This window comes from Cellulomonas hominis, from assembly GCF_005239125.1.
Classification (GTDB): domain Bacteria; phylum Actinomycetota; class Actinomycetes; order Actinomycetales; family Cellulomonadaceae; genus Cellulomonas; species Cellulomonas hominis_A.
This window is the reverse complement of sequence record NZ_SZYE01000267.1, coordinates 1-4,203: the sequence shown is the minus strand read 5'-3', so window position 1 is coordinate 4,203 and position 4,203 is coordinate 1. Positions and strand designations below refer to the sequence as shown.

Here is a 4,203-nt window from a genome sequence, read left to right as displayed (position 1 = left end):
CGGACGGCCCGGCGGTGGCCAGGGCGGCGGCCGCTGGGCCGTCCGCCGCGCTGCCCGCGCCCGCCGTCCCGGCGCCAGCCGCCCTCCTCCGGCCCCGGGGGCACGAACGTCGGCCGGCCGGCGTTCGCGCCGTAGCCGTCCTGGCCGTAGCCCGACGACGGGGTGCCGCGCCCGGCGCCCGCGTCACGACCGCCCGACGGGCGCCCGCCGCGGGAGGCCTGCTGCACCGCGCGCTGCACCGTCTCGACGTCCATGCCCAGCCAGCCGGCGAGCATGCGGGTGTACTCGGGGCGCAGCGCGGCGTCCCGGATGCCTCCGGGGATGGGCGCGGCCGCGCGCAGCGCGGCGACCCGGCCCTCGGCGGTGTGCAGGTCGAACCCGTCGAGCGTGGTCCGGATGACGAACTGGAACAGCGGCTGCCGCGTCTTGACGAGCGCGCGCACCGCGTCGGGTCCCTGGGCCTGCCGCAGGTCGCACGGGTCCATGCCGCCCTCGGCGACGGCGACGAACGTCTGCGCGCTGAACGCCTGGTCCTCCCCGAACGCGCGCATCGCGGCCTTCTGCCCGGCGGAGTCGCCGTCGAACGTGAACACGACCTCACCGCCGACCGACTCCCCCGACGCGAGCTGGATGCCGCTGCCGGCGCCACCCGCGCCCATCAGCCGCCGCACGATGCGGGCGTGGTCCGAGCCGAACGCCGTGCCGCAGGTGGCGACCGCCGTGCCGACCCCGGACAGGTGCATGGCCATGACGTCGGTGTAGCCCTCGACCACGACGACCTGCTTGTTCTTCGCGATCTCGCGCTTGGCCAGGTCGATCCCGTAGAGGACCTGGGACTTCTTGTAGAGCGGGGTCTCGGGGGTGTTCAGGTACTTCGGCCCCTGGTCGTCCTCGTAGAGCCGGCGCGCCCCGAATCCCACGACGTCGCCGGTGACCTCCCGGATCGGCCACACCAGGCGCCCGCGGAACCGGTCGTACAGCCCGCGGTTGCCCTGGCTCATCAGGCCGCTGGCGGTCAGCTCGGCCTCCGTGAACGACCGGCCGCGCAGGTGCCGCAGCAGGTGGTCCCAGCCCTGGGGCGCGTACCCGACGCCGAACTGCTCCGCCGCGGCGCGGTCGAACCCGCGCTCGGCCAGGAACTGCCGGGCCGTCGCCCCCTCCGGGGACAGCAGCTGCTCCGCGAAGTACTCCGCCGCGACGCGGTGCGCCTCCAGCAGCCGCTGCCGCTTGCCGGGCTCGTGCCCGGGGCGCGGGCCGCCGCCCTCCTCGTACCGCAGCGTCACGCCCGCGCGGCCGGCCAGGTACTCCACGGCCTCGGTGAACGGCAGGCCGTCGATCTTCTGGATGAAGTCGATGACGTCGCCGCCCTCGCCGCACCCGAAGCAGTGGTAGAGCCCGACCTGCGGGCGGACGTGGAACGACGGCGACTTCTCGTCGTGGAACGGGCACAGGCCCTTCATCGAGCCGACGCCCGCGGTCTTCAGCGCGACGTGCTCGCCGACGACGTCCTCGATCCGGGCGCGCTCCCGGACCGTCTGCACGTCCTCCCGTCGGATCCGTCCCGCCACGGTGACGATCCTAGGTCCCGCGCGGCGGCCGCAGGTCGCGCGGTCCCCAGGCCGCGACCCACGCGGGCCCGCGACCTCAGTAGCGGAACCGCGCGACGCGGGACTCGAGGTCGACGGACAGCTGGGCGAGCTCCGCCACGGACCGTCCGACCTGCCCGAGCACGTCGGACTGGGACGCCGCGGCCGAGGCCACGCCGGTGATGTTCGTGGCGATCTCCCCCGACCCCGTCGCCGCCTCGGCCACCGACCGGGACATCTCCGTGGTCGTGGCGGTCTGCTCCTCCACCGCCGAGGCGATCGTCAGCTGGTAGTCGTTGATGCTCGCGATGATGTGGCTGATCTCCCCGATCGCCCCCACCGCACCGCTGGTGTCCGCCTGGATCGCCTCCACCCGCCGCGCGATGTCCTCGGTCGCCTTCGCCGTCTCCTGCGCCAGCTCCTTGACCTCACCGGCCACGACCGCGAAGCCCTTGCCCGCCTCCCCCGCGCGCGCCGCCTCGATCGTCGCGTTCAGCGCCAGCAGGTTCGTCTGCTCCGCGATGCTCGTGATCACCTTGACGACGTTCCCGATCTCCTGCGACGACGTCCCCAGCCGCGCGACCTGCTCGTTCGTCACCGCCGCCGCGTCCGTGGCCTGACCCGCGACCTTCGCCGCCTGCGACGCGTTCTGCGCGATCTCCCGGATGCTCGCACCCATCTGCTCCGCACCCGCCGCCACCGTCTGCACGTTCCGCGACACCTGCTCCGCCGCCGCCGCCACGACCCCCGCCTGCACCGACGTCTCATCGGCACCGGACGCGACCTGGGTGGACGCCGCCGACAGCTCCTCCGCGGCGGCCGCGACGGCCTGCGCGGAGTCCCGCACACCGCCGACCGTCGCCCGCAGCGCCTGCTGCGCGCTGCCGAGCGCGGTCGCCATGGCGCCGATCTCGTCCCGCGACCGCACCTGCGCCGGCACGGTGAGGTCGCCCTCGGCCATCGCCACGAGCGAGTCCCGCACCTGGACGGCCGCCGACCGGATCCGGCGGGCGACCACCACGGCGACCACGACCGCCGCGGCGGCGCCGATCGCGAGGCCCACCCAGGTGACCGCGATCGCCCGGGCCACCCGGTCGCCGACGTCGGACGCCTCCGCGGCGATCGTCGCCGCGATCTGGTCGTGCACGTCGCTGACGCTCGCCACGAGCGCCCGGCCCTTCTCGCCCGCCCCGCCGTCGTCCCGGATCTGGGCGTACGCCTCGCGGTCGTCGGCGAGCGCGGCCGGGATGAGCTCGTCGTCCAGGACGGCCCGGTACGCCGTCCACGCGGTCCCGAGCTCCGCCCACCCCGCCGGGTCGGTGCCGAAGGCGTCGTGGTGCGCGGTGTCGAGCGCCGTCATCGACGCCTCCACGGCGGCGTACCCCGCCTGCAGCGCCTCGTCCTGGGCCGCCTTGCCCTCCGCGTCGGGGTACGCGGCCACCATCCCGGCGTTCATCCGGACGGTCCACAGGGCCGCCTGGAACTCGCTGAGGGCGCCGTTGACCGCGGCGTCGTGCTCCGCCATCTCGGCGGTGGCCGACCGGGCCTGGGCCAGCTGGGCGACGGCGAAGCCGCCCACGGCGACGGCCGCGACCGCGGCGACCGCGGCGACGCCCACGATCTGGCCGGCCAGCGGCAGGCCCCGGGCGGGGCGGCGAGGGGCCGGGTCGGCGGGCGACGCGGCGGGTGCGGCGGGGCGGGATGCAGCGGACACGCAGGGCTCCTGTGGTTCGGCCGTTCCCCTGCGGCCCGCGGCAGCGGGCCCCGTCCTCGGACTGCCTGCCCTATCGGCGCGGCGCCGGCGCGCGTGAGGCGCCGGCCCGCGGCCCGCCCGGGTGAACTCGCGCGGAACCGGCGAACTCGGCCCTGCGGGTCCGAGTCAGCAGGTCTCCCAGGCGACGCAGCCCGCGATCTCGAGGGTCGGCTCGACGGGCACGGTGTCCCGTGGGCCCTGCTCCACCCAGACCCGGTGCTCGCCCGGCGCCGCGATCTCCAACGGCAGCCAGGTGCCGGGCTCGACGACCAGGCGAGCGACTCCCCCGGTGCCCAGCGGGTACTCGACCACCGTGCCCGCGCGCCCCCGGCTGTCCGTGCCTGCGGTCGTCGTCGCACCGGGGAGCGACTCCACGACCTCGACAGCCGCCCGGAGCAGGGCGGTCGGGCGGATGCCCCCGTCGAGGAGCAGATCGTGCACCCGCCCGTACACGAGATCGTCCGCGCCGGGGCCGTCGCCCACGGTCGCGCGCAGCACCACCGCGAGACCGGCGGCGTCGGTCGGCAGCACCGCCGGGTCACGCAGCATCTCGACCGGCTCGCCGTCGATGACGAAGCTCCCGAGCACGTCCTTCGGCCCCATCGCGGCGAGGCTGCTCGGTGTGTAGTCCCCGTCCCAGGCGAGGAGGCCCGGGCGTTCCGTGCTGCTCCAGGTCTCGGCGGTCTCCGTCGGACCGTCGTACGTGGCCTCGACGCGCGTGTACCAGTACGGCGCCGCCCCCTGCGCGGTGCCGGCCCGGAGCGCCGCGTCCGCCGCCGCCTCGGCCGCGTCGCGCGCGTCCTCGGCGGCCGTGGCCTCCGCCGACGGGTCCGGGGTCGGCTCCGCCGTCGCCGCCGGCGTCCC

Annotated in this window: 3 protein-coding genes; all 3 read right to left on the bottom strand. The window is 76.1% G+C overall.

Translation table 11 applies throughout. The annotated features are described in order from the left end of the window. The coding region (gene dnaG / locus FA014_RS18545) for a DNA primase (RefSeq protein WP_230323398.1) at positions 1-1,568 on the bottom strand (1,568 nt) is incomplete at its 3' end. Between the two features lie 76 nt (positions 1,569-1,644). Next, complete coding sequence (locus FA014_RS18540) at positions 1,645-3,300, bottom strand: methyl-accepting chemotaxis protein (RefSeq protein ID WP_230323396.1); 1,656 nt, start codon at positions 3,298-3,300, stop codon at positions 1,645-1,647. Positions 3,301-3,465: 165 nt separating this feature from the next. Beyond that, positions 3,466-4,203: hypothetical protein (locus FA014_RS20300; RefSeq protein ID WP_195969374.1), on the bottom strand; the 738-nt coding region annotated here is incomplete at its 5' end.